This is a genomic window from Glaesserella sp. (assembly GCF_041814905.1).
Classification (GTDB): Bacteria; Pseudomonadota; Gammaproteobacteria; order Enterobacterales; family Pasteurellaceae; genus Glaesserella.
This window is the reverse complement of the sequence record NZ_JBGXYA010000076.1, coordinates 1-25,802: the sequence shown is the minus strand read 5'-3', so window position 1 is coordinate 25,802 and position 25,802 is coordinate 1. Positions and strand designations below refer to the sequence as shown.

At 40.9% G+C, this 25,802-nt stretch carries 26 protein-coding genes; 12 read left to right on the top strand and 14 right to left on the bottom strand.

The window, feature by feature from the left end; all coding sequences use genetic code 11:
• From rpmG to radC, 3 genes are all read right to left on the bottom strand, one after another.
• The coding region (gene rpmG, locus ACEYJ7_RS10335; RefSeq protein ID WP_373779018.1) for a 50S ribosomal protein L33 at positions 1 to 139 on the bottom strand (139 nt) is incomplete at its 3' end.
• 11 nt (positions 140 to 150) lie between these two features.
• Positions 151 to 387, bottom strand: a complete 237-nt coding sequence (gene rpmB / locus ACEYJ7_RS10330) for a 50S ribosomal protein L28 (RefSeq protein ID WP_006251446.1) — start codon at positions 385 to 387, stop codon at positions 151 to 153.
• A 162-nt stretch (positions 388 to 549) separates the two neighbouring features.
• A complete protein-coding gene (radC, locus tag ACEYJ7_RS10325; protein ID WP_373779015.1) occupies positions 550 to 1,230 on the bottom strand; it encodes a DNA repair protein RadC in 681 nt (226 codons plus the stop codon).
• Between the two features lie 225 nt (positions 1,231 to 1,455).
• On the opposite strand from radC, the gene coaBC reads away from it, so the two are divergent.
• The 5 genes from coaBC (at position 1,456) to crp (ending at position 4,748) form a co-directional block, all read left to right on the top strand.
• Positions 1,456 to 2,655 carry a bifunctional phosphopantothenoylcysteine decarboxylase/phosphopantothenate--cysteine ligase CoaBC gene (coaBC, locus tag ACEYJ7_RS10320; protein WP_373779014.1) on the top strand — a complete coding sequence of 400 codons (1,200 nt, stop codon included), beginning with the start codon at positions 1,456 to 1,458 and terminating at the stop codon, positions 2,653 to 2,655.
• A 58-nt stretch (positions 2,656 to 2,713) separates the two neighbouring features.
• On the top strand, positions 2,714 to 3,169 hold the full coding sequence (gene dut, locus ACEYJ7_RS10315) for a dUTP diphosphatase (protein ID WP_373779013.1): 456 nt from the start codon (positions 2,714 to 2,716) through the stop codon (positions 3,167 to 3,169).
• Between the two features lie 8 nt (positions 3,170 to 3,177).
• On the top strand, positions 3,178 to 3,783 hold the full coding sequence (gene slmA, locus ACEYJ7_RS10310) for a nucleoid occlusion factor SlmA (protein WP_373779017.1): 606 nt from the start codon (positions 3,178 to 3,180) through the stop codon (positions 3,781 to 3,783).
• A gap of 5 nt (positions 3,784 to 3,788) precedes the next feature.
• A complete protein-coding gene (locus tag ACEYJ7_RS10305; protein WP_373779012.1) occupies positions 3,789 to 4,007 on the top strand; it encodes a YheU family protein in 219 nt (72 codons plus the stop codon).
• A gap of 66 nt (positions 4,008 to 4,073) precedes the next feature.
• The gene (crp, locus tag ACEYJ7_RS10300; protein ID WP_373779011.1) at positions 4,074 to 4,748 is read left to right on the top strand and encodes a cAMP-activated global transcriptional regulator CRP; all 675 of its coding nucleotides are present in this window, start codon (positions 4,074 to 4,076) and stop codon (positions 4,746 to 4,748) included.
• A 197-nt stretch (positions 4,749 to 4,945) separates the two neighbouring features.
• Here the strand turns inward: crp and lsrK are convergent, their stop codons facing one another.
• Both lsrK and lsrR read right to left on the bottom strand, forming a co-directional pair.
• Positions 4,946 to 6,517, bottom strand: a complete 1,572-nt coding sequence (gene lsrK, locus ACEYJ7_RS10295) for an autoinducer-2 kinase (RefSeq protein WP_373779010.1) — start codon at positions 6,515 to 6,517, stop codon at positions 4,946 to 4,948.
• A gap of 54 nt (positions 6,518 to 6,571) precedes the next feature.
• Positions 6,572 to 7,537: a transcriptional regulator LsrR gene (gene lsrR, locus ACEYJ7_RS10290; RefSeq protein WP_373779009.1), complete on the bottom strand. Its 966-nt coding sequence runs from the start codon at positions 7,535 to 7,537 to the stop codon at positions 6,572 to 6,574.
• Between the two features lie 238 nt (positions 7,538 to 7,775).
• Between lsrR and lsrA the strand changes: the two genes are divergently transcribed.
• From lsrA to ACEYJ7_RS10255, 7 genes are all read left to right on the top strand, one after another.
• Positions 7,776 to 9,296 carry an autoinducer 2 ABC transporter ATP-binding protein LsrA gene (lsrA, locus tag ACEYJ7_RS10285; RefSeq protein WP_373779008.1) on the top strand — a complete coding sequence of 507 codons (1,521 nt, stop codon included), beginning with the start codon at positions 7,776 to 7,778 and terminating at the stop codon, positions 9,294 to 9,296.
• A 12-nt stretch (positions 9,297 to 9,308) separates the two neighbouring features.
• Entirely contained in the window at positions 9,309 to 10,289 is a 981-nt protein-coding gene (gene lsrC / locus ACEYJ7_RS10280) for an autoinducer 2 ABC transporter permease LsrC (protein WP_373779007.1), read from the top strand.
• 12 nt (positions 10,290 to 10,301) lie between these two features.
• Positions 10,302 to 11,291, top strand: coding sequence for an autoinducer 2 ABC transporter permease LsrD (gene lsrD / locus ACEYJ7_RS10275; RefSeq protein ID WP_373779006.1), 990 nt, complete (start codon positions 10,302 to 10,304; stop codon positions 11,289 to 11,291).
• 57 nt (positions 11,292 to 11,348) lie between these two features.
• Positions 11,349 to 12,365 (top strand): autoinducer 2 ABC transporter substrate-binding protein LsrB, encoded by a 1,017-nt coding sequence (gene lsrB / locus ACEYJ7_RS10270; protein WP_373779005.1) that lies wholly within the window; start codon positions 11,349 to 11,351, stop codon positions 12,363 to 12,365.
• A 21-nt stretch (positions 12,366 to 12,386) separates the two neighbouring features.
• Positions 12,387 to 13,265, top strand: coding sequence for a 3-hydroxy-5-phosphonooxypentane-2,4-dione thiolase (lsrF, locus tag ACEYJ7_RS10265; protein WP_373779004.1), 879 nt, complete (start codon positions 12,387 to 12,389; stop codon positions 13,263 to 13,265).
• Between the two features lie 75 nt (positions 13,266 to 13,340).
• On the top strand, positions 13,341 to 13,652 hold the full coding sequence (gene lsrG / locus ACEYJ7_RS10260; RefSeq protein WP_373779003.1) for a (4S)-4-hydroxy-5-phosphonooxypentane-2,3-dione isomerase: 312 nt from the start codon (positions 13,341 to 13,343) through the stop codon (positions 13,650 to 13,652).
• The gene (locus tag ACEYJ7_RS10255) at positions 13,642 to 14,328 is read left to right on the top strand and encodes a ribulose phosphate epimerase (RefSeq protein WP_373779002.1); all 687 of its coding nucleotides are present in this window, start codon (positions 13,642 to 13,644) and stop codon (positions 14,326 to 14,328) included. Before lsrG ends, ACEYJ7_RS10255 begins: the two co-directional genes overlap by 11 nt.
• An 88-nt stretch (positions 14,329 to 14,416) precedes the next feature.
• Here the strand turns inward: ACEYJ7_RS10255 and fucO are convergent, their stop codons facing one another.
• The 9 genes from fucO to fucI all read right to left on the bottom strand — a co-directional run bounded on the left by fucO (position 14,417) and on the right by fucI (position 25,796).
• Positions 14,417 to 15,580, bottom strand: coding sequence for a lactaldehyde reductase (fucO, locus tag ACEYJ7_RS10250; protein ID WP_373779001.1), 1,164 nt, complete (start codon positions 15,578 to 15,580; stop codon positions 14,417 to 14,419).
• Positions 15,581 to 15,773: 193 nt separating this feature from the next.
• Positions 15,774 to 16,718 (bottom strand): ABC transporter substrate-binding protein, encoded by a 945-nt coding sequence (locus tag ACEYJ7_RS10245; protein WP_373779000.1) that lies wholly within the window; start codon positions 16,716 to 16,718, stop codon positions 15,774 to 15,776.
• Between the two features lie 31 nt (positions 16,719 to 16,749).
• Entirely contained in the window at positions 16,750 to 17,751 is a 1,002-nt protein-coding gene (locus tag ACEYJ7_RS10240; RefSeq protein ID WP_373778999.1) for an ABC transporter permease, read from the bottom strand.
• Between the two features lie 11 nt (positions 17,752 to 17,762).
• Entirely contained in the window at positions 17,763 to 19,298 is a 1,536-nt protein-coding gene (locus tag ACEYJ7_RS10235; RefSeq protein WP_373778998.1) for a sugar ABC transporter ATP-binding protein, read from the bottom strand.
• A gap of 463 nt (positions 19,299 to 19,761) precedes the next feature.
• Positions 19,762 to 20,418 carry an L-fuculose-phosphate aldolase gene (gene fucA / locus ACEYJ7_RS10230; RefSeq protein WP_373778997.1) on the bottom strand — a complete coding sequence of 219 codons (657 nt, stop codon included), beginning with the start codon at positions 20,416 to 20,418 and terminating at the stop codon, positions 19,762 to 19,764.
• A 9-nt stretch (positions 20,419 to 20,427) separates the two neighbouring features.
• A complete protein-coding gene (fucU, locus tag ACEYJ7_RS10225; protein WP_373778996.1) occupies positions 20,428 to 20,868 on the bottom strand; it encodes an L-fucose mutarotase in 441 nt (146 codons plus the stop codon).
• 51 nt (positions 20,869 to 20,919) lie between these two features.
• Positions 20,920 to 22,353, bottom strand: a complete 1,434-nt coding sequence (gene fucK, locus ACEYJ7_RS10220; RefSeq protein WP_373778995.1) for an L-fuculokinase — start codon at positions 22,351 to 22,353, stop codon at positions 20,920 to 20,922.
• Positions 22,354 to 22,645: 292 nt separating this feature from the next.
• Entirely contained in the window at positions 22,646 to 23,875 is a 1,230-nt protein-coding gene (locus ACEYJ7_RS10215) for a prolyl oligopeptidase family serine peptidase (protein ID WP_373778994.1), read from the bottom strand.
• Between the two features lie 154 nt (positions 23,876 to 24,029).
• The gene (fucI, locus tag ACEYJ7_RS10210) at positions 24,030 to 25,796 is read right to left on the bottom strand and encodes an L-fucose isomerase (protein ID WP_373779016.1); all 1,767 of its coding nucleotides are present in this window, start codon (positions 25,794 to 25,796) and stop codon (positions 24,030 to 24,032) included.
• Positions 25,797 to 25,802: the final 6 nt, after the last annotated feature.

Genomic DNA, 25,802 nt, shown 5'->3' with positions numbered 1-25,802 from the left:
GTTTACGCACAACCGGATCAAATTTTTTGATTTCCATTTTTTCCGGCATATTACGTTTGTTTTTCGTTGTGGTGTAGAAGTGACCAGTTTCAGCGGTAGAAACTAATTTGATCTTTTCGCGATTACCTTTAGCTGCCATTTTCTAACTCCTTAGATTTTTTCGCCACGGGCACGGATCTCAGCTAATACTGCATCGATGCCTTTTTTATCAATAATACGCATACCTTTGGCTGTTAAACGCAAAGTGACGAAACGGTTTTCGCTCTCAACCCAGAAACGGTGAGTGTGAAGATTAGGTAGAAAACGACGCTTTGTCGCATTCATCGCGTGTGAGCGGTTGTTACCAACTGCCGGACGCTTGCCTGTTACTTGACAGACTCTAGACATTTGAAATTCTCCGATATTTTACTTAAGCTTAAGCTATATGGTTCGGGTTATCGAAGGGCTCAACTCCTTCAAATTACCTCGTCAGGTAGATACACCCGACCCACAGACTATTTTAAAGACTGCGGATTATACTTGCTTTGATCCTTTCATACAAGTAGCAATTTACGGGTTTTCCAACTTAAACTTCTCCTCTTCGAATGAAAAATAGTCCCCTTTGCCGACAATAATATGATCGACTAGGCGAAGATCGATTAAGTCACAAGCCATTTCGATCCGTCTGGTGAAGTAACGATCCGCCTCGCTAGGTTCACAGTTACCGGACGGATGATTATGCGCAACGATAATTGCAGCCGCATTGTATTTTAAGGCAGCTTTGATGATTTCACGCGGATGAACGGCGGCTTGATTGATAGTGCCGAAAAACATCCTTTCTTTTTTAATCAAGCGATTTTGATTATCCAAAAACAGCACCATAAACACCTCGCGTTCATCATCTTCCAATTCCGCTTGAAAATACATCACGGCTAAACATGGTCTGTCGATGGTTTCACTCGCTTCCATCTGCTGGGAAAGATAACGTTTGGTCATCTCTTTGGTCGCCTGTAGTTGAACATACTGAATCTGTCCCAGCCCTTTTATCATACAAAAATCGTCTAAACTTGCACTTAGTAATCCGCGTAGTGAGCCGAAAGCGTCAAGCACTTGTCGGGATAATTCCATCACCGGTACGCCTTTTATTCCCGTACGCAAGAAAATGGCTAACAATTCGGCATCGCTTAATGCTTTAGCTCCCAAAGTGAGCAACTTTTCACGCGGCATCAATGATAAATTTGTTTGTTTCATATTTTGCTCAATCAATGAAATCGGTCGGATAAGCATAAAAAGGACAAGTGATTGAGGCAAAAGGCTTTTATCAATTTTTCGATGAAGATCGAAAAAATCGTGGATTGTGAGTGAGCGCCTATTTGCGTAGAATAGCCGAATATTTTTGCCTTGCAGGCGATCCAGCTAACTTTTTCTCTGCTTTGTCAAAGCAATGTGGGATACAAGAGATTTTAGGAATTTCATATGTTACATAATAAAAAAATCCTTGTCGGTATTACCGGGGGGATTGCGGCTTATAAAACGATTGAGCTTATCCGCCATTTTAAAACGGCTGGTGCGGAGGTTCGGGTCGTTTTAACCCCTGCGGCAGAGGCTTTTGTGACGCCATTGACGTTACAGGCGATTTCCGGCAATGCGGTTTCAAACTCATTACTTGACCCGCAAGCAGAACTTGCTATGGGACATATCGAGTTAGCCAAATGGGCGGATGTTGTCGTAATTGCACCTGCTTCTGCTGACTTTATCGCTCGTTTACGTATCGGCATGGGAAACGACTTGCTATCAACCATTTGCTTGGCTACGGTGGCACCGATTTTATTGGCTCCGGCTATGAATCAGCAGATGTACAAGCGGTCGGTTGTACAGGAAAATTTGCAAATTGTGCAGCAGCAGGGCATCCAAGTGATCGGTCCGAATAGCGGTTTTCAAGCCTGCGGTGATATTGGTTTAGGGCGAATGTCTGAGCCGACCGATATTTTTAATGCGGTGGTCGCTCATTTTAATACTGCGCAGGATTTAACCGATTTAAGCGTGGTGATTACTGCCGGTCCGACTCGTGAGGCGATTGATCCGGTGCGCTATATCAGTAATCACAGCTCGGGCAAAATGGGGTTTGCGATTGCAGAGCGTTTTGCCAAACGAGGTGCGAAGGTGACATTAATCGCCGGTCCGGTGAATTTACCGACTCCGAATAACGTGGAGCGGATTGATGTTGTTTCGGCACGAGACATGGAACAACAAGCGGTCAGTTTGGCGCAAAAAAATGCAATTTTCATCGGCTGTGCGGCAGTGGCGGATTATCGTGTTGAACAAATTTCAGAGCAAAAAATCAAAAAGACAACAGATAATGATGAATTCACTTTAAAATTGGTGAAAAATCCCGATATTATTGCCAATGTTGCTCAGCTTCAAGCCAATCGGCCTTTTGTGGTCGGTTTTGCCGCAGAAACCGAAAACATTGAACAGTATGCTAAAGATAAACTACAACGTAAAAAGTTGGATTTGATTTGTGCAAATGATGTTTCCGGCGGGCAGGTTTTTAATGCGGATCAAAATACTTTACACTTATTTTGGCAAAATGGTGGCAAAATCTTACCGCTTGCAGACAAATCTAAACTTGCGGAAAGTTTGGTGAATGAGATTGTAGAACGTTATAAATCGTAAGCTTCTTTTTCGTCGAGGCGGTTTTCCGTCTCTACGGATTTCATCATAGGACTATAAAATGAAACAGATCGATTTGAAAATTTTAGATAAACGCATCGGAACGGAATTTCCGCTACCTGCGTATGCGACCGAAGGCTCAGCGGGTTTGGATTTGCGAGCACTGATTGAGCAACCTTTAACCGTAGAAGCCGGACAAACCGTGTTGATTCCAACCGGGATCTCCGTGTATATCGCAGATCCGAATTTGGCGGCAGTAATCTTACCAAGATCGGGTTTAGGTCATAAACACGGAATTGTGCTTGGTAATTTAGTTGGTCTGCTGGATTCCGACTATCAAGGTCCGCTAATGGTTTCGTTATGGAATCGTAGCGACAAACCGTTCCAAGTTGAAGTCGGTGATCGTATTGCTCAACTTGTTTTTCTGCCTGTGGTACAAGCAAGTTTTAATATCGTTGATGAATTTCCTGCGACGGAACGCGGTGCGGGCGGTTTTGGACATTCGGGTAAACAATAGGGATGACAATGATAAAACCGGTCATAAAAATGCCGAAAAAATCGGTAAAAGAGCGTCAACAACAAGTATTGGAAGTGTTAATCGGGTTGCTTAATTCGGAAGGCGGAATGCAGCGTATTACCACGGAACGTCTAGCGGCTGCCGTAGGCGTATCCGAAGGGGCGTTATACCGTTATTTTCCAAGCAAAACCAAAATGTTTGAAGCTTTAATTGAACGTATCGAAATGACGTTGACCAGCTATATCAATGCAAGTAAACGTAAAGCGGACACAGAATCTGCGGTGAAATCCATTTTGCAAACAGTATTGGATTTTGCTCAAAAAAACCCGGGGGTAACGCGTATTTTAACCGGACACGCTTTGATGTTTGAAGACGATGTATTGAAAGCTCGCGTCTCGAAATTTTTCGACGGTTTAGAGCTACAATTTACTAACATTTTACAAATGCGCAAATTACGTGAAGGCAAAGCCTTCACGGATGAACGCGTGATCGCCGGTTACTTAGTGAATTTTTGTGAAGGGCAGTTTCTACGCCTTATTCGCTCTAATTTCAGTTTTAACCAACACCAGCACTTTGAAAAACAGTGGGCTTTAATTAAACCATTGTTTTATTAGAAAAAATGATTATTCCTTGGCAATCGCTTGAAGAAAGTACACTCAATAATATTCTTGACTCGTTTATTTTGCGCGAGGGAACTGACTATGGTGCAAAAGAATTGACGTTGAAGGAGAAAAGGGCGCGACTGTTAGCTCAACTTCAAGCAGATAAAGTCGTTATTGTTTGGTCGGAATTACACGAAAGTATTGATATTAAAGATAAAAAATCTTTTTTAGGGTAATATATTAATCCGTGTTAAAATTCTTTACGTTTCACAGTTAAGCTATAAACGCATGATGAGGCTTTTATGCAAGATGTATCAATTTCTACGGCACAATTAGAAGACGTAAGTCCGCCGCCGTCTATCCACGACCCAGCGGTGGAGTGGTTTTTAACCCACTGCCATATCCATCGCTATCCGGCAAAATATACACTTATTCACGCCGGAGAAGATGCGGAGTCGTTATTTTACATTGTAAACGGTGCAGTATCTGTTTTCATTAAGGATGATGAAGGCAAAGAGATGCTATTAACCAATTTAGGGCAAGGCGAGTTTGTCGGTGAAATCAGTTTATTTGAAGAGAAAATCCAACCGCGTACCGCTTGGGTCAGAACCAAAGGTAACTGCGAAATTGCTGAAATTTCTTATAAAAAATTCAAGCAATTGGTCCATTTGAATCCGGATATTTTAATGTATCTGTCTGCACAAATGGCTCGTCGTTTACGGATGACATCGCGTCAAGTCAGCAATTTGGCTTTCTTGGATGTAACGGGGCGTATTGCACAGACGTTAATGAATCTTGCAAAAATGCCGGATGCGATGACGCACCCGCAAGGTATGCAGATTAAAATTACCCGTCAAGAAATCGGTCAAATGGTCGGTTGCTCGCGGGAAACGGTCGGCAGAATTCTGAAAATGCTTGAGGATGACGGGTTGATTTCCGCACATGGTAAAACTATCGTGGTATTTGGCACCCGATAAGTTCGAGTTTTAAAAAAGGCGCAGGAGCGCCTTTTTTGTTTGTGTATCAAAAAGATAGTGGTTTCCTAATTTATAAATTTAATGCGATGCAAGATAGTTAGATAAGTTGGTTAACAAGCGGTCTCTTTTGGCAAAAAATTTACAGAAACACCTAGCGAATAGGTTTCCATTTTAGACCAACTTTTCGATTTAATAGACTATAGTCCGGGAGCCTTCCATAATGAAGTGGTTAACCCACTATCTACTAATTGTAACTGTCGTTTGTAAACATCCATCCACTGTCTTTTATGTTCCTGATAAAGAGCATAATTTTCCGGGTTCGGTATGTGTTGTCGTTCAAATTTAACGAGTTTTTTACCCGCATCAGATAATGATGAATAGATGCCGACACCAACCCCAGCTGCAATGGCACAACCTAATGCAGTAGCCTCTTTTACTACCGGAATATTCACAATTAGACCGGTGACATCTGCTAGAATTTGGCTCCATAGCTTGCCTTTTGAACCGCCTCCGGCAAAGACAATCGAACTGAGTTGTACTCCTGAAAAATGTTGTACTTGGTCGAGGTTACAGGAAGAAACAATTGCCGCATTTTCTTCTAAGGCTCGGAATAATACTGGTTTGTTACATTTTTCAGGATCAATCGATAGGTTTATAAAGGATGGTGCTGCGTGATACCAAGATTTGAAATGCATAGCATCTGAGAAAATCGGAATTACGTTATTAGCACCAACCGGAATTCGTTCTGCCATCTGTTCTAAAAGAGTATAGGCATCAGTGCCTAATTTTTCGGCTAGATGTTTTTCTTCTTCGCAAAAAGCATCACGGAACCAACGCATAGTTAACCCGGTAAAGAAGCTGATTGATTCAGCTTGAACTAAACTAGTAACCACATGAGGATTCACGCGGACATTCATCTCTGGATCTGTCACCGGTTCCGGTAAATTCACTACTTGCTGCCAAAATGTTCCGCCGATAACGGCAGCTTGTGAAGGTTCCGTTAAGCCTAACCCCACGCAACCAAGTTGAACATCTCCTCCACCAACGACCACCGGAGTACCTGCTTTTAAACCGGTAGCATATGATACTTCTTCTGTTACGTAGCCTAGGATGGTGCCGGTCTCTTTAACTGGGGTGAGAATATCTGAATTGAGGCCAGCCATATCTAATAATTCAGGCGACCATTGACGGGTTCTCAAGTTAAGTATTCCAGTTGTTCCGGCATTAGAGGGGTCTACAGCTAGCTCATTGCTAAGCATAAAACCTAGCCAATCGCTAATCATGGTAATCGCTTTAGTCTTACGATAAATATCGCAACGATGATGAGCAAGCCATAATAAACGAGGAATTGCGCTCAGTGCTAAGGTCTGTCCTGAAATCGCGTAGAGTTGTTGTTCAAACGTGTTGTTGTAAAGCTCTTTTAACTCTCGAACTTCCTCAGTCGCACGTGCATCAACATTTCCACAGGCCCAAATGGGCATTTTATTTTCATCATACAAGACGATACCTTCACGCATGGAGCAGGTTGAAATTGCGGCGATTTGTTCAGGGTTAATATTAGCTTTTTGAATTGATTTTTGAATACAGTCACATGTAAGCTGCCAGTTATTAGTTAGATCAAACTCCATTGATCCGGGTATATCTGGGTCAGATAAATGAACCCATTCGTGTTGAGCGACAGAAATTTGGTAACCTTCAAGATCAAAAATGACAGCTCTTACACTTCCTGTTCCTGCATCTAATGCCATAAGATAGGATTGATTGTTCATATATTCTCCTCTAAATAACGGAAAAAAACACACAATCAATCCAACTTGTTAGTTTTAAACCAACTGAGTTAATATCATTCGTGCGGTTTTTTCGTCTGTGACTAGTGAATTGATATGTTTACCTTGTAATGCACTTAAAATGGCTTCTACTTTGTTTTCGCCACCAGCAATACCGATTACGGTTGGAATTTTCTTTAAATTATCTAGAGATACGCTGATCAATTCTTCGTGCAACGGCATATTTGGTTGTAGAGAGCCATCTTTTTGCATGAAATAACCAAGAATATCGCCTACAGCACCTTGATTACGAATCATTTGTTGCTTTTCTTCAGTAATATAACCTGTACGCAGTAAGGTAGCTTGCCCAAGTTGTCGCGTAGCGCCAATACCTACAATTGCAACATCTGCGCTACAAGCTGTAAGCATAATATCGCGTACACAGGCTTCTTTTTTAAACAATTTAGCCGCTTCAATTGATGATGCTCTTAATGGTGCAGGAATAATACTGACAGAACAGGAACCATCTAATTGACCAATCCCTTTCATATAAGGTCCGACACCGCCTGATAAGGTAATAAGTTTAATACTGTTTTGAGTAAAAAAATCATTACAGTATTTGATCGTTTGCATAATAGTTTCGCCGAAACCGATAGAAAGTAGTTGTTTGGGTCTCAGTAACGTCATCAGCATTTGTGATGCTCCAATACCTAAGCGCTCATTAATTTCGTGTTGTGCTAAGTCAGGTAGAATGCGAATATGCTTTAAATTAAAATATTGTTGTAAGCTTTGTTCAAGTTCCAAACAGCCAGTGAATCGAGAGTTAATCTGTACTTTTATGATTCCTTGTTGCCTGCCTTTTTCCAATAGGCGAGATACTTTTAAGCGCGGTAGGCCCAAACGTTCTCCTATTTCTCCCTGAGTCAGGTTGTCGTGATAATAGAACCATGCAATACGTGCAACAATCTCTTCTTCATTCAAGACTTGTGCAAGATCTATATTTCCTAATTTATTTTCTATCATTGATTATTCTCTATATAAGCTAAAGATATTATTCATTTGTTTTTTCATATTATCAATTGTTCAATTATAGATTTTGTTAGATTCGTGAACAAGATCACTTTTTTGACAAAAAATAAACAAAAAACGGATTTTTTATTCATTTGTGTGATCTACCTCTCAGATTTTTTTTAATTTTATTATTAGCATCTGAAAAAATGATAATTTAAATATACATTTGTTCATTGGTGGTGGGTGCTATATGCAATCTAAAAAAACTTCAGAGAAAAAATGTTTATTATCTGCGCATAATATCAGCAAATCTTTTTCAGGCGTAGCTGTTCTCAAAGAGATTAACTTTGTGTTATATGCAGGTGAAGTTCATGCATTATTAGGTGGGAATGGTGCTGGAAAATCGACCTTAATGAAGATTATTGCGGGTATCCAACCACAGGATAGCGGTGAACTGGAAATTAATGGTATAAAACAAATCAGGCTCTCTCCAAGTAAAGCTCATCAACTCGGCATTTATCTTGTTCCACAAGAACCGCTACTGTTTCCCAATCTTAGAGTGAAAGAAAATATTCTATTTGGATTAAATACTAATAAAGAGACAGAAAAAAAGCTAGAAATTCTTTTACAAGAACTTAATAGTCATTTGAATTTAGATATGTATGCAGGTTCTCTCGAAGTTGCAGATCAACAATTAGTAGAAATTATGCGAGGTTTAATTCGCAATGCTGATATTCTTATTTTAGATGAACCTACAGCCTCTCTCACTCCAGCAGAAACAGAAAGTTTATTTAAGAAAATCAATTCATTACTAGAAAAAGGTGTAGGTATTGTCTTTATTTCTCATAAATTACCTGAAGTTTGGCAAATTTCACACCGTATTAGTGTAATGCGTGATGGCTATATTGCATTAACAGGTAAAACCCATGAGCTGAATAAAGATGATGTAATTACAGCAATTACTCCGAAATCGAAAAATACTCAATTATCAGAAAGCCAAAAACTTTGGTTAGAATTGCCTGGGCATAATCGAATTAAAATGACAGATCAACCGATTTTAAAAGTTCGTCATTTAACAGGAGAAGGTTTTAAGGATATTAACTTCGAAATTTTTCCTGGAGAAATTTTAGGACTTGCTGGAGTGGTTGGTGCTGGGCGTACAGAATTGGCAGAGACACTTTATGGATTGCGTAATAAGAAATGTGGTGAGATTTTTTTCAATAACCAAGAAATTAGTCGATTACCGATTAAAGAGAGACTTGCCGAAGGTATTGTATATCTACCAGAGGATCGCCAAGCATCAGGTTTATATCTAGATGCACCGCTTACTTGGAATACTTGCAGTTTAACCTATAACAATATGGGGTTTTGGCTAGATACTGATAAAGAAAGTGCTATTTTAGAACGTTATCATCGAGCTATAGGTATTAAATTTGCTGACGAACAACAATCGGTAAAAACTTTATCCGGTGGTAATCAGCAAAAAGTGTTAATCGCAAAATGTCTTGAAGCGAATCCAGCATTATTAATCGTCGACGAACCAACTCGTGGCGTAGATGTTGGGGCCAGATCTGATATTTATCAACTGATTAGAAGCATCGCAAAACAGAATGTAGCCATCCTATTTATCTCATCAGATTTAGAAGAAATTGAACAAATGTCAAATAGGGTTTTAGTGATGCATGATGGACATATCGGACATTCTTTAATCGGCGAGCAAATTAATACAAATAATATTATGCAAATGGTATTTGGCGATACGTACGCATAAAGGGGAAAGAAGATGTGGAAATTTATTCAAGATAATCGAGAACTAACAATTCTATTTGCCATTGGATTATTATTTTTACTGCTTGGTTTCAGTGGAAGTGGTTTTCAACTACAAACTTTAACTATGATTTTCAATTCAGCACAAATTGTAACTTTGTTAGCAATTGGTGCGACTTTCGTAATTCTAACCCGCAATATTGATGTGTCTATAGGCTCGACAATGGGACTCTGTGCCGTGATTGTTGGTAGCCTATTGAACACAGGTTATGGATTAGTGAGTGCTTTTACTATCACTATCGCTTGTGGTTGCTTTGCCGGTTTACTTAATGGAGTTTTAGTGACGATTTTACGGATACCTGCAATTGTTGCCACATTAGGAACGCTCGGTTTATATAAAGGTATCATGTTGCTGATTACTGGTGGTAAATGGATTGAGGGGCTGCCACAAAATCTTAAAACACTTTCAGAACCTATCTTGTTTAATATTTCACCAATTGGCTGGGTGTTGGTTATGTTGATTCTTTTCACTTATTTTATTCTGACGAAAACAAGAAGTGGACGTAATTTTTATGCGGTAGGCGATAATTTACAAGGAGCATTACAGCTTGGCGTAAGGATAGATCGTGTTCGTATTACTGCCTTTGTTATTAATGGAATGATGGCTGCACTTGCAGGGATTGTATTCACTTCACAAATTGGTTTTGTTCCAAACTCTACTGGTAACGGCTTAGAAATGAAAGCAATTGCGGCTTGTGTATTAGGTGGTATCAGTTTGTTGGGAGGGGCAGGAAATATTATTGGTGCGATATTAGGAGCATATTTTCTGATCCAAATTGACAGTATTTTAGTATTACTGAAAGTACCAGCCTATTGGAATAACTTTGTTGCAGGGATTGTTTTGTTAACAGTATTAGTATTCGACGGACGTATTCGGGTAATGATTGCCAATAATTTAAAGCAGCAACGTTATGCGCGTTTCTTAAAAGATGAATAATAGGAAAATGCAATGATGAAGATAAAAAAATATGGTTGGGAAATGACCTTGTTCTGTTTAGTGGTGATTGAGATTATTGGTTTTGGTACATTTAATTCTCGTATGTTAGATCTGAATGTATTGCTCTACAGCACCAGTGATTTTATTTATATTGGGATGATTGCTTTGCCTCTTACAATGATCATTGTCAGTGGTGGTATGGACATTTCTTTTGGTTCCACCGTGGGACTTTGTTCTATTACGATAGGGGTATTGTTTAAGTTAGATATTCCTCTAATTTTAGCTATTCCCTTAACTTTTTTGGTGGGTGTTTTGTGCGGGTTAATCAATGCAAGTTTGATTATTTATACGAAAGTAAATCCGTTAGTCATCACTTTAGGTACGATGTATTTATTTGGTGGTGGCGCACTTTTATTATCGGGTTTTGCTGGTGCAACAGGTTATGAAGGCATTGGAGGATTTCCAGATAGTTTTCTGAATTTTGCAAACCAAAGTATTTTGGGAATTCCAACACCAATTCTTTATTTTCTGATTATGGTGGCCTTTTTTTGGCTACTAATGCATAAAACGACAGTTGGTCGTAGTGTTTTCTTAATCGGGCAAAGTGAACGCACATCTCGCTATAACGCCGTTCCAATTAATAACACCTTGTTTATTATTTATATTTTGATTGGGATAGTTGCAGCTTTCGTCGGGCTTTTATTAGTTTCTTATTTTGGTTCTGCTCGTTCAGATATTGGTAATTCTCTATTAATGCCGGTTCTTACCGCGGTCGTTTTGGGAGGGGCTAATATTTATGGTGGTTCCGGTTCTATTATAGGTACAGCTATTGCAGCATTATTAATCGGTTATTTACAACAAGGTTTGCAAATGGTGGGGGTACCGAATGAAATATCCAGTGCTTTATCGGGGGCTCTGCTCATTATCGTGTTAATCGGCAAATCCATTAGCTTATATTACGGCTCAATTATCCAATGGATGAGAGTTCGTTGGGAGAACTGAAAAACCAACATAACGCAGTAAATCATCAATCTCTCTTTAACAATAGGAGTATTTATTATGAAAAATCAATTTAAAGCAACCGCTCTTGCAATCGCTTTAGGCTTGTCTGCTGTCAGTACAGTATATGCTGCAGATCGTATTGCGTTTATTCCGAAACTTGTTGGTGTGGGTTTCTTTACAAGTGGTGGGCAGGGTGCAACTGAGATGGGTAAAACGCTTGGAGTTAATGTAACCTATGATGGTCCGACAGAACCAAGCGTATCTAACCAGGTACAGTTGATTAACAACTTTGTGAACCAAGGTTATAACGCTATCGTAGTTTCTGCCGTTTCTCCCGATGGCCTCTGCTCTACTTTACAACGAGCAATGAATCGAGGAGTGAAAGTTTTGACTTGGGATTCTGATGTTAAACCGGAATGTCGTAGTCACTATATTAACCAGGGTACTCCGGATCAACTAGGTTCAATGTTGGTAGATATGGCGGCTAACCAAATTCCAAAAGAGAAAGCTAAGGTTGCATTCTTCTATTCAAGCCCGACAGTGACAGACCAAAACCAATGGGTGAATGCGGCAAAAGAAAAAATAGCGAAAGAGTATCCTGGATGGGAAATAGTTACAACTCAATTTGGTTATAACGATGCGATTAAATCTTTGCAAACAGCAGAAGGGATATTAAAAGCTTATCCGGATCTTGACGCGATTATTGCTCCTGATGCCAATGCATTACCTGCAGCCGCACAAGCCGCAGAAAATTTAAAAATTGATGATGTGACTATCGTTGGTTTTAGTACTCCAAACGTTATGCGTCCTTATGTAAAACGAGGTACCGTAAAACAATTCGGTTTATGGGATGTTGTCAAACAAGGCAAGATTTCTGTGGCAGTAGCCAATGCATTGTTAAAAGGCCAAGAACTTAATGTAGGTGACAAATTAGATATACCGGAAATTGGAACGGTTGAAGTAGTACCGAACAAAGCACAAGGGTATGGCTATGAAGCGAAAGGTAACGGTATTATTTTATTACCTGAGCGTGTTGTTTTCACTAAAGATAATATCGATAACTACAATTTCTAATAAGTTTATAGGAGTAACAAAATGGCTGATTTAGATGATATTAGAGACGGTAAAGATTTCGGTTTAAATAGACCGCAAACTAATAAAGCCTTTTACTTAAAAGGTTCTGGTGCGTTAGATTGGGGAATGCAGTCCCGTTTAGCTAATATTTTTAATCCGAGAACTGGCAAAACCATTATGCTTGCTTTTGACCATGGCTATTTCCAAGGACCGACAACCGGTTTAGAACGTATTGATTTACATATTGCACCACTATTTGAATATACTGATGTTTTGATGTGTACACGAGGTATTTTGCGTTCTGTTGTTTCACCGGATGTACGTAAACCGGTGGTATTGCGTGCATCGGGAGCGAATTCCATTCTGACGGAACTATCTAATGAAGCTGTTGCTGTTTCAATTGAAGATGCATTGCGACTTAATGTTTCCGCAATGGCGGCTCAAGTATATATCGGTTCAGAATATGAGCATCAATCAATTAAAAATATTATTCAATTGGTTGATCAAGGAATGCGTTATGGTATGCCGACGATGGCAGTGACCGGTGTTGGTAAAGAAATGGCTCGTGATCAACGCTATTTTTCGCTAGCTACTCGAATCGCTGCAGAAATGGGGGCAAATATCATTAAAACTTATTATGTCGATAAAGGTTTTGAACGTATTACTGCGGGTTGCCCGGTACCCATTGTCATTGCCGGTGGTAAAAAATTACCGGAATTAGAAGCTTTAGAAATGTGTTATCAAGCTATTGATCAAGGTGCATTAGGTGTGGATATGGGGCGTAACATCTTCCAATCCGACGCACCTATTGCAATGCTTAAAGCCGTACATGCAGTAGTTCACGGTGGTGAAACCAGTGAAAAAGCCTATCAACTTTATTTGGATGAAAAAAACGTATAAAAGCAGTGTCGAGCTATTTGCGGTAAGTTTTACTTACCGCATTTTTAGTGAAGAATCTGACTAGGGGAAGTTATTATGTTTGCAATGTTAGTAGAAATTAATATTAAAGATGGTAAAGAGCGGGAGTTTCTTGAAGTTTTTGAACGTAATCATATAGGAACAAGGAAAGAACCCGGTAATTTGCGTTTTGATGTATTGCGAGATCCTGAAATTAGAACAAGATTTTATGCCTATGAGGTGTATATCAATGAACAAGCGTTAGAAGAACACCGAAAAACACCGCATTACCATCGTTGTGTTGCAGAACTTGAAGAAATTATGACAGGTTCAAGAAGTAAAAAGATTTTTGAATGGGTATTGCCAGAGAATTTGAAACATGAGCTATAAACAGCAACAAATCGAACAATTAAAGAAGCGAAAATTCAGCCTTGGCATTTTGGCATCGAATTGGTTAAGTTTTAAAGATACTTTGACGATTTTATCGAAAAATAATCTCAATTTATTGCATTTTGATATCGCTGACGGGCAGTTCTCATCGCTTTTTACTACCGGAGCCATCGCAATTAAACCATTTAATAGCGACTTTATTAAAGATGTGCATTTAATGGTGGGTTGTCGTCTATTGTCTACTGTAGAAGCGTGTGCCGAAGCAGGGGCGGATATAATTACCTTACAAGTGGAAAGCGGACAAGATATTGATACAGCTTATCGATGGTTAACCGACAATAAACCTGATATCCTTCAAGGGATCAGTATCTGTTCTTCTAGCGATATAACCCTGTTAACACCTTATCTTGCCCAAATTGATGTTGTTCAAATTCTCACCCTTGACCCGAGGACAGGGTATAAATTAGAGAAAGAAATATTATTTGAACGTATAAATGCAGTTATTCATTTACTTGGTGCTAGAAGAAAAGAGATAATTTTATCTGTTGACGGTTCAATGAATTTAGCACTTGCTACTGAATTAAGAACTTTAGATATCGATTGGATTGTATCTGGTAGTGCTTTTTTTGCAGATAATGATCTTCAAAAAACCATTGAACTATGGACAAATTTCTAATCGAATTTTAACAAGCGGTCAGTTTCGGTTAAAAATTTGCAAATTTTCGGCTAAAATTGACCGCTTGTATTGTTGTGATCAAACGAAATTAAAAGGCTGTTTTATACACTTCTAGTAACTCTTCCGCGGTGCAGGATCTTGGGTTGCCGCCTGTACATACGTCATTTAACGCATCAATGGAAAGTGCCGGTAAATCTGCTTCTTTTACACCGATTTGTGAAAGTTTTGGCGGAATGCCGACATCTTTTGAGAGTTGTTGTACTGCTTGGATTGCTGCATTGCGGTATTCTGTTTGAGTCATTGAATCCACACCTTTTACCCCCATTGCGCGGGCGATTTCACGGTATTTTTCACCGGTATAATCTTTGTTAAATTCCATGACATATGGAAGTAACACAGCATTTGCAATACCGTGCGGAGTATCGTAGTAGGCTGAAAGTGGGTGAGCCATACTATGCACTACGCCCAAACCAACGTTTGAGAATCCCATTCCTGCTACATATTGACCGAGCGCCATACCTTCAAAGCCTTTCGCTTTTTCTTCACCTGAACCGTTTACGGCATTGCGAAGTGAACGGCCGATAATTTCAATGGCTTTTAAGTGAAGTGCGTCGGTGAGCTCCCACGCTGCTTTGGTTATGTAGCCTTCGATTGCATGGGTGAGCGCATCCATACCTGTGGCTGCAGCTAAGCCTTTTGGCATGGATTCCATCATATCCGGATCGACCAATGCGACAGCCGGCACATCGTGAACGTCTACACATACGAATTTGCGTTTTTTCTCTTCATCGGTGATTACGTAGTTGATGGTCACTTCAGCAGCTGTTCCCGCGGTGGTTGGAATGGCGATGATAGGAATGCATTTTTGGTGGGTAGGGGCAACGCCTTCAAGAGAGAGTACGTCGCTAAATTCAGGGTTGTTAATGATGATACCGATTGCTTTTGATGTATCGATTGGTGAGCCGCCTCCGATTGCGATAAGGTAGTCCGCACCGGATTGTTTGAATTTTTCAACTCCTGCTTTCACTACATCAACCGCCGGATTTGCTTTGACTTCATCAAAAATTTCGTAAGGTAAACCAGCTTGATCAAGTAATGTGGTGACTTTCGCTGCTACGTTATAACGAATTAAATCTTTATCCGTGACAACAAGTGCTTTCGTGAAGCTACGGCTTTTGACTTCGTGTACAATGTTTTGGATTGCACCTTTGCCATGGTAGCTGGTTTCATTTAGGATGAGACGATTAGCCATTTGATTTTCCTCTATTTAGATTGATAAAAATAACTTTTTATACCTAATGAGAGAGGCTAAGCGTAAAAAATAGATGAGAACGAACCGCTTGTTGCTCTCTCAATATTCCTTTAATCCTCTTGTTCGAATTGAGAAAAGGGGGATTGCCATCAAATTCCCCCTCTTTAAGAGAAGAGGAGGAGCGATTTATCGATTAGTAAAGCACCGCTTTGGCTTCTTCAGAATCTATGTTGTCTTTTGTTACGTATACAACGCCGGTGTCGATAACTTTTTCCACTTTTTCACCCTTGATGATGCGATTGATGGTGTCAACACCTTTGTAACCCATTTGATATGAAGATTGCACTACAATACCGTCTAAAGTTCCGTCACGGACGAAGTTTTGTAAGTCAGAGTTACCGTCGAAGCCTACTGCTATGATTTTACCAGCAAAACCTTTTTGTTTAACTGCACGTGCCATACCTACCGCAGTCGGTTCGTTTGCACCGAAAATTGCTGCGATATCCGGGTTAGAACCTAATACGTCTTCTGTTTGGTTGAGCGCTTTGGTCATATCGGAATCGGAATAATATGGACCGACAATTTTATAATCTGCTTTTGCTTTCACTGCATCAATGAAACCACCGGTACGTTCAATTGCACTTGCCGCCCCTTGAGTAAAGGACATTACCGCCACTTTGCCGCCTTTCACTTTTTCAAGTAATTTTTCTGCCGCTAATTTACCTGCTGCTCGGTTATCGGTTGCGAGGAATGATTGGTAGTATTGATCGTTGTTAATACCTGAGTCGATCATAACAACCGGAATACCTGCTTCATAGGCTTTTTTTACTGCAGGTACAAGTGCAACCGGATCTGATGCAGCAAGTACAATACCTGCAACACCACGGTTTACTGCGTTATCCACCATATTTACTTGCGCGTCAATTGCTGTTTCTGCCTCAGGACCTTGGAAAGTGACTTTGTACTTACCACCGATGTCTGCACCGGCTGTTTCCGCACCTTTACGTACGTTTTGCCAGAAAGTAGAGTTTGCAGATTTTACGATGACGGCGATTTCATCTGCTTTTGCCCATGCCGATGCTGAGAAAAGTGAAGATAAACCTAATGCTGTTGCGGTTACGATTGCTAATTTTTTCATAGAAAATCTCCTTTAGTTTGAGGATGTTGTGTTAGCTCTTTTTACCGAATTTTTTAGACTGACGAAGTTGGTCTAAAGATACTGCAACGATAATTACCAAGCCGATAACGATCATTTGTACAAATGATGATACGCCATTCATATTCAAGCCGTTACGAAGTACGCCGATAATGAATGAGCCGATTAATGTGCCAGGGATGGTACCTACACCGCCCATCAACGATGTCCCCCCGACTACTGCACTTGCAATAGCATCAAGCTCGTAAGAAACACCACCGTTTGGTTGTGCCGTTACAAGACGTGATGCCAAAATTACACCCGTTAAACCTGAGAGTAAACCGCTGGCAATGTAAGCATAGTTTTTTACGAGATTAGTTTTAATACCGGATAAGCGGGCAGCCTCCTCGTTAGAACCAATCGCATAAATATAGCGACCTACTTTGAGTTTAGTGAGTGCAAAAGTGAATAGGATTGTGATGAAGATCATGATAATCACCGGATAAGGAATACCGGCAAAAATAACTTTTGGTAAGCCGTTTGCCCCGACTTCAGTAATGCGGAATAAGGCTCCGTTACCTAGGGCAGCAAAGGATTCCGGCATTCCGGAGACCGGTGCGGCATTAGTGACATACAGCGCCACACCACGTGCAACCATCATCATCCCTAGAGTGGCAATAAATGGAGGAAGACGCATTTTGGTGACTAAAATACCGTTGATTAAGCCACAAAGTCCGCCGACGAATATACCGAAAATCATACCAAGAGGTACCGGTACGCCGGCATTCACTATCATTGCGGCGGCAACCCCGGAAAGGGCAACAACCGAGCCGGTACTTAAGTCGATACCGCCGGTTAAGATAACACAGGTTGCACCTATACCGATTAAAGCGATAGTCGAAGTTTGCAGACCAACAGTCATAATATTATTTGAGGTGAAGAAGTATTCATTCGTCACACTGAAAAAAATGACGAGCAATACTAAGCCTGCTAATGCTGCCATTTTACGTAGCAGATCTTTATGTTTATCGTTCATATTCAGTCTCCCTAGTTTTTATATTCGTGTTTGAACATATCTTTTACGCCGGTTGCGTAGTGCATTATTTCTTCTTGGTTGGTTTTTGCTGTTTCCAACATCCCTGTCATTCTACCTTCGCGCATGACGATAATTCGGTCAGTGATTCCCAGCACTTCAGGTAATTCGGAAGAAATAACAATGACGCCTACACCATTAGCGGCGAGTTCATCAATTAGCTGATAGATGGCATATTTCGCACCAACGTCGATACCGCGCGTTGGCTCATCGAAAATCATCACGTTAGCATCGCGAAACAACCATTTACCGATAACCACTTTTTGTTGGTTGCCACCACTAAGGTTATTGACTAACTGTTCAGGCGTTGGGGTTTTGATTTCCATTTTTTTAATGAAAGTATCACTGGCTTTTATCTCTTCGGCATTTGAGATAATGCCAAGTTGGTCGGTCACTTTGTCCATAGATGCCATTGTAATGTTTTCACGGATGGTCATGCGTACAGCCACACCGTTGAGTTTCCGGTCTTCGGAAAGATAGGCTATACCGGCTTTTATGGAGTCGGACGGATCTTTGATGGTAACTTTTTTATTGCGTACATAAATTTCGCCACCATCGAGTTGATCCGCACCGAAAATCGCACGTGCTAATTCGGTACGTTTTGCACCGACCAAGCCGGTAATGCCTAACACCTCTCCTTTTAATAGGTCGAAATTAAGCGGCTCAAATACACCGTGGCGTTCTGCATTCATAATGGAAAGCAAGATCTCATCGGTCACTTTAGCGGTTTTGGGCGGATAGTGATTATCGAGAGTTCGTCCTACCATTTTGGTGATGATTTCATCCATGCTAATTTCAGAAAAGAGGTGACTGGAGACATAGGTGCCGTCACGGAAAATGGTAATGCGTTCGCAAATCTGTTTGAGTTCGTCCATTCTGTGAGAAATATAAACGATACATACACCTTTTTGTTTTAAACGGCGAACGAGTTCAAACAGCTTTTCGATCTCTTTTTCGGTGAGCGCGGAGGTCGGCTCATCCATAATTAACACTTCAACATCGAAGGAAAGTGCTTTGGCGATTTCCACCATTTGTTGGCGGGCGACTGAAAGGTCTTTGACGATATCGGTCGGCCTTACGTCGATATCAAACATATTTAAAATGTTTGCTGCGTCTTCATTCATTTTCTTTTTATCTACCATACCAAATTTAATTGGTTCTCGAGCAAAGAAAATATTTTCGGCAACGGTTAAATGCGGAATTAAATTTAACTCTTGGAAGATCATGCTAATTCCGTCTTGTTGTGCTTCCAGCACCGACGAAAATTTCACATTTTTCCCTTTGTAAATAATTTCGCCTTCATCGGCATCATATACGCCGATCAAACATTTCATTAGCGTGGATTTCCCCGCTCCGTTTTCTCCCATTAACGCATGAGCTTCACCTTTATACAGTTGGAGTTGTACATTTTTCAATGCTTGTACCCCCACAAAGGATTTGCTGATATTTGACATGGAGAGTAACGGTGTATCATTTTTTGTTGTAGTCATACTGCCTCCGTAGATAGCTTTGTTCGACCTCAAAAATAATAAGCAGAGTTATATTCGAATAAAAATTTACTTTAAAAAAGCGTATTTACGTTTATGAGATCTTTTTTGTGACGGGTATCACAAAAAAAGGAGATTTTTCCGCTCATCTTATTATTCGGGCGCATTATTACTTGCCCGTTTTTTTTCAAATTTTGAGATTTTCGGGCATAACTTAATTTTATTTCATTCACAAAAAAGCGATCATATTTGCAAATTTTTTTGAAAATATGACCGCTTGTAATGATTGTTAATAATTTCGTTGTTGGTAATAAACGGTATAAAGCTAATACTGAATCAGTGAATACACTGCTCTTGCTAATATCCTAGCCGATATAATAAGTTTTGCGTTGTACAGTCACTAAAAAATGCGCCATCGCTGAAATTAACTTGGTAACAGCGACGGCGCATACATTTGTTATATGATTTACTCTTTTTCCTCAATACGTAAACCATAAGATTTGAATTTTTCTAAGACGATATCCATTTCTTTTTTCGATAACACGGGGATCTCTTGTCCCGTTGCCAGTAATTTTAAGTACCAACTTGCCAAAACTTCCACTTCGTGGGCCGTCCATAACGCTTTATCTAGGTTGTTTCCGGCAGTGATTAAACCGTGATGAGCCAGTAAAATGGCGTTGCTGTTGCGAATGCCTTCGCGTACATAATCGGCCAATTTGTGAGTACCGAATGTTGCATAAGGTACGCAAGGAACGTGATCCGTACCTGTTACGCCAACCATATAGTGAATAGCCGGAATAGGCTTACCTAAAATAGAGACTGCCGCGCAGTTTAACGCGTGGTTATGAACAACCGCATCCATATCGGGGCGAACTTCATACACGGCAAGGTGAAATTGCCATTCACTCGATGGTAATTTTCCTTCTTCGTGTTTGCCGTTTTTGTCTACATACACAATAGAGTCTTCGGTCATTAATTCATACGGTGTTCCCGTCGGGGTAATCAACATTCCGTCTTGATAGCGTACGCTGACGTTACCCGCAGTTCCTTGGTTTAGCCCTAAGCGGGTCATTTCTAAGCAAGTGTCGATAATTTTACGAGAAAGTTCTTTTCTTAGATTCATTGTATCCTCCTAAGGATGGTAAGCAGGGGTAACCCCTTTTTTCAAGATAATATTTCCGTATTTCGCTAATTCTCCTGTAACCACCACGGCATAAGCGGTTTTGGTTCGATCATAGAATGCGAAACGTTCTACGCGTTGAACTTTCGGTGCAGAACCGTTGACTTTACTAATGGCTGCTAAGTAACGTTCTTCCACAGTAGGATCAAGAGTGTCGCCCGGAACTGCCGACATCATCGCTAACGGGCATTCCACATATTGATCGTATTCAAACAGCGGGGTAATCGCTTCTAATAACGTTGCGATCTGTAATCCGTCCGCGCGAATAACATTATGATGTAACTGATGAGCAGGAAAGTGAGCGTCTGAAAGTACGATTTCATCACCGTGTCCCATTTCAGCAAGCACTTTAAGTAACACCGGTGAAAGTGCCGGGTGAATACCTTTTAACATATTGACTCCTTAATTTTTTAGAGGGATTTTTCCAATCCGAAGAGTTAAAATTTACGAATAAATTTGTGAATTTTTCGATGGAAGTACCCGATTGAATTGTGGTTTCATCGCTTGTTGGGCTTGTTCTACCGTGTCAAACACACCTGCTCCGGTTAGGGTAAACATCGCGGCGCCTAAAACCGTTGTTTCCGCCATATCCACCACATCAATCGGACGATTTAGCACATCTGCGCGAATTTGATTCCACAACATATTTTTTGAACCGCCACCCACACAAATAATACTTTCCGCATTAAACCGACCGACTTTTTGCAATACTTCGAGTCCGGCTTTTAATCGGAATGCCATATATTCCAAACCTGCACGATAAATTTCACCGCGTGCGGTATGCATAGAAAGCCCGGTGATGGCGCCTGACTCATGACTTGTACCATCGAATTTTCCGACTAATTTCACGCCATGGCACAGTGGCGGAACCGCAGAACCTTCATTAATCATCGTTGAGTAGTAATCGGCCGTACCGACAACATCACTGAAAAAGCGCTTACCTAACCACTCCATGATGCCCGAACTTACCCACTGAACACCCGGATTGAAATAACCTGCTTGACTGTCAAATTCAATGGTTAAACCTTGATCTACATACTGCCATTCGGGTTTTGCCTGCTGAGTGCGTGCCATTAAAATTTCCCATGTGCCTGAACTTAATACAGGCTGGTTATAAGCAGCGCCCGAACCAAAGATGGCAAACTGCGTATCATGCCCCGCAGAAAGGACCGGAATATCGGCTTTCAAACCGAGTTCTTCGGCAAGATCCGATTTTAATTTTCCAACAACATCTCCCGCACTTTTCATTTCGGGGAACTGACTTTCACTCATGCCAAGTAACTCAAGCACTTCTTTGTCCCAGCCGTCTGTACTGATATTGGTCATCATCGAAGTTCCCGCCATAGTGCGATCGGTACTGTGTATGCCGGTTAAACGGTAAGTTAAGATTGATGAGATAAATAAAAAAGATTTCGCTTTAGCAAAAATTTCCGGTTGATTGTGTTTCAACCAAAGTAATTTGAATAACGTATTGAAACTATACTGACCGATACCATTACGCTGATAGAGTTTTTCTACATCAATATGTTTCGGCAAATCTGCCATAATGGGAAGAGTGCGCGGGCATTTCCATGAAATAATCGGGTAAAGTTGTTGCCCTTGCTCATCAAATAATGTACCGTCTACGCCAAAAGTCGTTACCGAAATACCGGCAATATCATTACGTTGGCTTTCAGTGAGTTGAGCAAGGGTTTCTCTCGCACTGCTCATCAATTTTGACCAAATTTCTTCAATATCCCAAATGTGGTAATCCGGTGATTCACTGCCCGGTTGGGTATTGTTCGCAATGTGATGTACGGCAAGTAATTTGCCTTTATCATCCATTGCGACGGTACGTAGGTTAGTTGCTCCGCAGTCGAAGATAAACGCAATAGGCATAGCACCTCCTTTAATAATAGATCTTGAACGGCTGTCTTAATCAATAACGTTATTTTGCGACGGATTGGTTAGATAAAAATAAAATTTACGGAAGTAAGACTGTTTTTGTGATTTATCTCACAAAAAATAGGCAAAAATCAGATTTTTAGCGACATTTTTTGAAAAATTAACGCCCGTTTTTGACGGATAAAAGGCAAAAACGGGCGTAATGATTTATGTGGGTTAGGACATGATAGGGGGGGCTATTTTTGCAAAATTTCTGCCGAAACAGACCGCTTGTATAATAGGTTAACTAATCTTTTTTCTGAGCAAATAACCAATCACGCACGGCATCTATGTTATAGGCTACCCACCAAGTGCCTAAGTGTGATGTACCGTTGAGTTCCGGGTATTCTTTTTCCATTTGTAATGTGCCGCCTGCAAATGTTGCAAAATGGACATTTCCGCCTTGGGAGACTAATTCTTTGGTTTTTTGATCAAGTTCATCTACCGAAGCTTCACCGTTCCAACCAAAACTTTTTTTAATTACGGCACCGTTTTTGGCAAGTACTTGCATAATTTTTTGTTGTGTCGGAAAGGCTTTAGGGTCGTTTTCAGAGACTAATACGAACAGGTTGTTTTTCGCCATTGGGGCGGTGTATGTTGGTTCCCATTGGCTCGCCACTAAATAACTGGCGGCAAAGAAATCAGGATGTTTGATATTCATTGCAATGCTCATCATCCCACCACCGCTTTGTCCCGTCGTATAAATGCGTTTGCTGTCGATATTGTAGGTTTTGGTGAGCAATTTAATCAGATTGATTGTAGGTTCCAAATCTGCAGGATCTTCCGATTTATCATTCACAATCGTGTGATCAAACTGCGGTGCAAGTACAAAAGCTTCTTCTTTTGCTTGCCATTCAGGACTGGCCCACGCAGTGGCTCCATTGCCTTGATATAAGGTATTTTTCACGTTGCTGTTGGTGGAACCTGCATCGTGAATAAACATCACTAACGGATAAGATTTTGTCGGTGTGTAGTTTTTTGGCACATAGAGGTTGTACGGTATTTTAATACCAGTCGTCTCATCAGTGAAAATATGTTGGGTAAAATCTTCCGCGACAAGCTGACGGACAGAGGTTGTTTTCACGGTATTTTCGCCTTTCGGTTTGATTTCCAATACCACTTCACGTTCCACGGCAGGTTTGCGATTTTCTCTTACAGTGACAAAACCACTAGCAGCAGGTTCTAATGTGAGTAAAACCATATCGCTGTCCGTTGCGTGACAATAAGGTATCGTTGTCGACGGACGATCTTTCGGGCAATCACGTACAGAAAGTGCATTGATCACTTTTCTGCCGGTGACATCAAACTTTTCAACTGAGGGTGTTGCGGTCATTTCACGGTATTTTAATAACACGTGATTGACTTGCTGTCCGCTACCAGCCGGAGTGCTAAGCGCGGTGGCTTCAACAATATTATTGGCAACAGCTTGAGTTGAAAGGCTAAACATAAAAAGAGCCGAAAGTTTTTTCAATTTCATAGTTTATTCCCTGTAATGAATTTGAACTTATTATATCGGTAAATTCTGAAGAGAATCTTAAACAAGCGGTCAGATTTCGCAAAACTTTTGCAAATAATCTTGTAAATAAAAAGGCGAACCTTTACAGATTCGCCTTAAAATCCATTGTGTCGAATTAACGATAAAGCGGTCCAAAGTTCGCACAAGCACGGTAATCTTGACCTTCTTTATCTTGTCCGAACATACTCCACGCACTTGGGCGGAACACATCTTTATCTGCCACGTTGTGCATATTGACTGGAATACGCAACATTGAAGCAAGGGTAATCAAGTCCGCACCAACGTGTCCGTAAGTCGCAACGCAGTGGTTTGCACCCCAATTTGCCATCACAGAATAAACATCAGTGAACGCACCTTGTCCTGTTAAACGTGGTACAAACCAAGTGGTTGGCCAAGTTTCGTTGGTACGTTTGTTGAGAATATCGTGGACGTGCTCAGGTAAGTCGATAGACCAGCCTTCCGCAATTTGTAATACCGGACCGACACCTTTCACGAGATTGATGCGGTGCATTGTAAACGGCATTCCGCCTTTGGTGAGATATTGTGAAGATAAACCACCGCCACGGAAGTATTCGTAAACCGCTGGACACCAACGAGTATTTTCTAAGCAACGTTTGCCATCTTCTTCTGTTACTTCCCAGTATGGTTTAATCACAGGTTTGCCGTCTTTATCGGTATGTTGTCCTGTACCGTCTAATGCTGCTGAACCTGAGTTGATTAAGTGGATAAAGCCACTTTCTGGTCGCCAGCCTGTTACACGCTCTACGGAGTCTTGGCTCCAGTAAGTACGCACATCGGCAAAGATTTGTGCTTGACCGGTTAAGAGATTACCGAACAACATATTGACGGCATTGAGCGAGTCGTTTTCGGTCGCAAGAATATATGGCGGACGAACACCGTTCCAGTCATAAGTTGAGTTGAGTAAGGCTTCCATAAAGTCGCCGTTCGGGCTGTGGTCTGTCCAATGGCGTTGTCCTTGGAAACCCGCTGCAATCGCATTGTGCCCTAAAGCTTCTTCCCCAAAATTGAGTTCAGCAAGTTTTGGGTTACCCACCATTAAATCACGGGTGATAATGGTCATTTTCACCAAGGTTTCACGCAATTTTGCTTTTTCTTCTGCATTCATTTGGTTTTCAGGTGCATTGACATCCACCCCTTCAATGCAGAATTCATTTGCCCATTTCAACGCCAACTCATACTCTTCTTTGTCATAAATGTCTCGTTCCATACGGCGAGTGAGTTCAGACATATCAACATATTCGTTGCGCATACCAAGGTAATCTTGGAAGAACTCTTGATTAACGATAGAGCCTGCAATACCCATCGAGACAGAACCGATAGAGAGATAAGATTTACCGCGTAAGGTCGCTACCGCTAAACCTGCACGGGCAAAGCGAAGTAATTTTTCACGCACATCATCAGGGATAGATTGATCGCTTGCTTCTTGTACTTCGGTGCCGTAGATAGAGAATGCCGGCAAGCCCATTTGGTTATGCCCGGCAAGAGAAGCGGCTAAATAAACTGCACCCGGACGTTCAGTACCATTAAAGCCCCAAATTGCTTTTGGCATATGCGGATCCATATCAATGGTTTCAGAACCATAGCACCAGCAAGGTGTCACCGTAATCACTGCACCCACATTTTCACGTTTAAATTTTTCGGCACAAGCTGCTGCTTCAAATACACCACCGATACAGGTATCGGCAATCACACATTCGACAAAATCTCCGTTTGTATGGCGAACTTCTTGGCTAATGAGCTTCGCCACCGCTTTCGCCATATTCATTGTTTGATCTTCCAATGATTCACGCACCCCAAGACGGCGACCATCAATGGTTGGGCGGATACCAATTTTTACTGGAGTTGATTTGAGTTGAGTCATAAAAAT

What these genes read in the sequence shown, in the direction of transcription:
- rpmB (WP_006251446.1), bottom strand. Translation starts at nt 387, where the DNA reads ATGTCTAGAGTCTGTCAAGTAACAGGCAAGCGTCCGGCAGTTGGTAAC.
- radC (WP_373779015.1), bottom strand. Translation starts at nt 1,230, where the DNA reads ATGAAACAAACAAATTTATCATTGATGCCGCGTGAAAAGTTGCTCACT.
- coaBC (WP_373779014.1), top strand. Translation starts at nt 1,456, where the DNA reads ATGTTACATAATAAAAAAATCCTTGTCGGTATTACCGGGGGGATTGCG.
- dut (WP_373779013.1), top strand. Translation starts at nt 2,714, where the DNA reads ATGAAACAGATCGATTTGAAAATTTTAGATAAACGCATCGGAACGGAA.
- slmA (WP_373779017.1), top strand. Translation starts at nt 3,178, where the DNA reads ATGATAAAACCGGTCATAAAAATGCCGAAAAAATCGGTAAAAGAGCGT.
- ACEYJ7_RS10305 (WP_373779012.1), top strand. Translation starts at nt 3,789, where the DNA reads ATGATTATTCCTTGGCAATCGCTTGAAGAAAGTACACTCAATAATATT.
- crp (WP_373779011.1), top strand. Translation starts at nt 4,074, where the DNA reads ATGCAAGATGTATCAATTTCTACGGCACAATTAGAAGACGTAAGTCCG.
- lsrK (WP_373779010.1), bottom strand. Translation starts at nt 6,517, where the DNA reads ATGAACAATCAATCCTATCTTATGGCATTAGATGCAGGAACAGGAAGT.
- lsrR (WP_373779009.1), bottom strand. Translation starts at nt 7,537, where the DNA reads ATGATAGAAAATAAATTAGGAAATATAGATCTTGCACAAGTCTTGAAT.
- lsrA (WP_373779008.1), top strand. Translation starts at nt 7,776, where the DNA reads ATGCAATCTAAAAAAACTTCAGAGAAAAAATGTTTATTATCTGCGCAT.
- lsrC (WP_373779007.1), top strand. Translation starts at nt 9,309, where the DNA reads ATGTGGAAATTTATTCAAGATAATCGAGAACTAACAATTCTATTTGCC.
- lsrD (WP_373779006.1), top strand. Translation starts at nt 10,302, where the DNA reads ATGATGAAGATAAAAAAATATGGTTGGGAAATGACCTTGTTCTGTTTA.
- lsrB (WP_373779005.1), top strand. Translation starts at nt 11,349, where the DNA reads ATGAAAAATCAATTTAAAGCAACCGCTCTTGCAATCGCTTTAGGCTTG.
- lsrF (WP_373779004.1), top strand. Translation starts at nt 12,387, where the DNA reads ATGGCTGATTTAGATGATATTAGAGACGGTAAAGATTTCGGTTTAAAT.
- lsrG (WP_373779003.1), top strand. Translation starts at nt 13,341, where the DNA reads ATGTTTGCAATGTTAGTAGAAATTAATATTAAAGATGGTAAAGAGCGG.
- ACEYJ7_RS10255 (WP_373779002.1), top strand. Translation starts at nt 13,642, where the DNA reads ATGAGCTATAAACAGCAACAAATCGAACAATTAAAGAAGCGAAAATTC.
- fucO (WP_373779001.1), bottom strand. Translation starts at nt 15,580, where the DNA reads ATGGCTAATCGTCTCATCCTAAATGAAACCAGCTACCATGGCAAAGGT.
- ACEYJ7_RS10245 (WP_373779000.1), bottom strand. Translation starts at nt 16,718, where the DNA reads ATGAAAAAATTAGCAATCGTAACCGCAACAGCATTAGGTTTATCTTCA.
- ACEYJ7_RS10240 (WP_373778999.1), bottom strand. Translation starts at nt 17,751, where the DNA reads ATGAACGATAAACATAAAGATCTGCTACGTAAAATGGCAGCATTAGCA.
- ACEYJ7_RS10235 (WP_373778998.1), bottom strand. Translation starts at nt 19,298, where the DNA reads ATGACTACAACAAAAAATGATACACCGTTACTCTCCATGTCAAATATC.
- fucA (WP_373778997.1), bottom strand. Translation starts at nt 20,418, where the DNA reads ATGAATCTAAGAAAAGAACTTTCTCGTAAAATTATCGACACTTGCTTA.
- fucU (WP_373778996.1), bottom strand. Translation starts at nt 20,868, where the DNA reads ATGTTAAAAGGTATTCACCCGGCACTTTCACCGGTGTTACTTAAAGTG.
- fucK (WP_373778995.1), bottom strand. Translation starts at nt 22,353, where the DNA reads ATGCCTATTGCGTTTATCTTCGACTGCGGAGCAACTAACCTACGTACC.
- ACEYJ7_RS10215 (WP_373778994.1), bottom strand. Translation starts at nt 23,875, where the DNA reads ATGAAATTGAAAAAACTTTCGGCTCTTTTTATGTTTAGCCTTTCAACT.
- fucI (WP_373779016.1), bottom strand. Translation starts at nt 25,796, where the DNA reads ATGACTCAACTCAAATCAACTCCAGTAAAAATTGGTATCCGCCCAACC.